The sequence below is a fragment of the Mesorhizobium sp. M7A.F.Ca.CA.002.09.1.1 genome (assembly GCF_003998555.1).
GTDB lineage: Bacteria > Pseudomonadota > Alphaproteobacteria > Rhizobiales > Rhizobiaceae > Mesorhizobium > Mesorhizobium ciceri.
Map to the genome: position 1 here is coordinate 1 of NZ_RZRR01000783.1, position 2665 is coordinate 2665.

Annotated in this window: 3 protein-coding genes; all 3 read left to right on the forward strand. The window is 63.6% G+C overall.

What is annotated here, in order from left to right; genetic code table 11:
• Nucleotides 1-75: 75 nt before the first annotated feature.
• Nucleotides 76-933: a CoA transferase subunit A gene (locus EN994_RS26160; RefSeq protein ID WP_063169491.1), complete on the forward strand. Its 858-nt coding sequence runs from the start codon at nucleotides 76-78 to the stop codon at nucleotides 931-933.
• Entirely contained in the window at nucleotides 930-1730 is an 801-nt protein-coding gene (locus EN994_RS26165) for a CoA-transferase subunit beta (RefSeq protein ID WP_063169490.1), read from the forward strand. Before EN994_RS26160 ends, EN994_RS26165 begins: the two co-directional genes overlap by 4 nt.
• A 1-nt stretch (nucleotide 1731) precedes the next feature.
• Nucleotides 1732-2665: acetyl-CoA C-acyltransferase (locus EN994_RS26170; protein ID WP_127307929.1), on the forward strand; the 934-nt coding region annotated here is incomplete at its 3' end.

The window sequence follows — 2665 nt, forward strand, 5'->3', positions numbered from 1 at the left end:
CTCCCCCAGCGTAGAAAGTATCGCATATAAAACATATGTTCGCAATGCGAACTTTTTGAACCCGGAGCCGATGCGATGGTCAAGTTCCTGCCGCTCAAACAGGCTGTTGCGGAGAATTTGAACGATGATGACACGGTCGCCTTCGAGGGTTTCACCCATCTGATCCCGACGGCGGCGGCGCATGAGGCGATCCGTCAGGGTTTTCGCGACCTGACCCTGGTCCGCATGACGCCGGACCTGATCTACGACCAGATGATCGGTATGGGCATGGCGAAGAAAATCGTCTTCTCCTATGTCGGCAATCCCGGCGTCGGCCTGCTGCGGCGCGCCCGCGACGCCATCGAGAACGGTTTCCCCAGATCGATCGAGATCGAGGAGCACAGCCATGCCGGCATGGCCAATGCCTATGAGGCGGGCGCGGCCGGTCTGCCCTGCGCGGTGTTTCGCGGCTATCGCGGTGCTGGCCTCGCGGCGGTCAATCCGAACATCAAGTCTGTCACCTGTCCGTTCACCGGCGAGGTGCTGGCGGCTGTTCCTTCGATCAGGCCTGACGTCACCTTCATCCATGCGCAGAAGGCCGACAGACAAGGCAATGTGCTGGTCGAAGGCATCATCGGCATCCAGAAGGAAGCGGTGCTGGCGGCCAAGCGAGCGGTGGTGACGGTGGAGGAAGTGGTCGATAATTTCGACGATCTGCACCCCAATCTGACCGTGCTGCCGCGCTGGACGATCGCGGCGATATCCGTCGTGCCAGGCGGCTCGCACCCGTCCTACGCACATGGCTATTATGCGCGTGACAATGCCGCCTATCTCGAATGGGACGAGATCGCCGCCGACCGTGACAAATTCCAGGCGTGGATGCAGGCCAATGTCATCGAGAAGAGCGCCGGCGATTTCGCGGCCCGGGTCGAGCATTTGAGGAAAGCGGCATGAGCGACAATCCATTGGGTTTCACCCCCAACGAGATGATGACGATCGCCGCCAGCAGGGCGCTCAGGAATGACGATGTCTGCTTCGTCGGCATCGGCGCACCGTCCGCGGCCTGCAATGTGGCGCGGCTAACGCATGCGCCTGACATCACGCTGATCTACGAGAGCGGCACGATCGGCACCGCGCCCGACGTGCTGCCGCTGTCGATCGGCGATGGCGAATTGTGCGAGACCGCCGTCACCACCGTCGCGGTGCCGGAGATGTTCCGCTACTGGCTGCAGGGCGGCCGCATCTCGATCGGTTTTTTGGGGGCGGCGCAGATCGACAAGTTCGGCAACATCAACACCACGGTCATCGGCGACTATTTCCATCCCAAGACCAGGCTGCCCGGCGGCGGCGGCGCGCCGGAGATCGCGACCTCGTCGAAGCAGATCTACATCACAATGGCGCAGACCAAGCGCGGCATGGTCGAGAAGATCGACTTCTTCACCTCCTTCGGCCATGGCGAGGGCGGCGACCATCGCAAGCGGCTTGGCATCGACACATCAGGTCCGACCTTGCTGATCACCGATCTCGCCATCTGGAAGCCGGATCCGGTGACCAAGGAATTCACCGTCGTGTCGTTGCATCCGGGCGTCACCCGCCAGCAGGTGCAGGAGAGCTGTGGCTGGGTGGTAAAGTTCGCGGAGGCGCTTGACGAAACACCGGCGCCAAGCGAACTCGAATTGAAGACATTGCGCGACCTGCAGGCCCGCACCAAGGCGGCGCATGAGGGAACCGGAAAAGCAAAGGCTGCATGACATGGCCGAGGCCTATATCTGCGACTACATCCGCACGCCGATCGGCCGCTTCGGCGGTTCGCTGTCTTCGGTACGATCGGACGATCTAGGCGCCATCCCGCTGAGGGCGCTGGCCGAGCGCAATCCGGGCATCGACTGGCAGGCGATCGACGATGTCGTCTATGGCTGCGCCAACCAGGCCGGCGAGGACAATCGCAACGTAGCGCGCATGGCGCTGCTGCTGGCCGGGCTGCCAAAGGAGGTCCCGGGCTCGACCGTCAATCGCCTGTGCGGCTCCGGCATGGATGCGCTGACCATTGCCGCCCGAGCCATCAAGGCCGGCGAGGCGGAGCTGATGATCGCGGGCGGCGTCGAATCGATGAGCCGGGCACCCTTCGTCATGCCCAAGGCCGACACGGCGTTCTCGCGCAATGCCGAGATTTACGACACCACCATCGGCTGGCGCTTCGTCAACCCGCTGATGAAGAAGCAGTATGGCGTCGATTCCATGCCGGAAACCGGCGAGAACGTCGCCGAGGATTTTTCGGTGTCGCGGGCCGACCAGGACGCCTTCGCAGTGCGCAGCCAGAACAAGGCCGTCGCCGCACAAGCCAATGGAAGATTGGCGAAGGAGATCACCCCAGTGACCATCCTGCAGCGCAAGGGCGATGCGCTCATTGTCAGCAAGGATGAACACCCCCGCGCGGGCTCAACGGTCGAGGCGCTGGCCAAGCTGCCGACGCCGTTCCGGCAGGGCGGCACGGTGACGGCCGGCAATGCTTCCGGCGTCAATGACGGCGCGGCGGCACTGATCGTTGCCTCCGAGGCGGCGGTGAAAAAGTATGGGCTGACGCCGATCGCCCGCATCCTCGGCGGGGCTGCCGCCGGCGTGGCGCCGCGCATCATGGGCATCGGCCCGGTGCCGGCGACGCAAAAACTCTGCGCGCGGCTTGGCC

What these genes read in the sequence shown, in the direction of transcription:
- EN994_RS26160 (WP_063169491.1), top strand. Translation starts at nt 76, where the DNA reads ATGGTCAAGTTCCTGCCGCTCAAACAGGCTGTTGCGGAGAATTTGAAC.
- EN994_RS26165 (WP_063169490.1), top strand. Translation starts at nt 930, where the DNA reads ATGAGCGACAATCCATTGGGTTTCACCCCCAACGAGATGATGACGATC.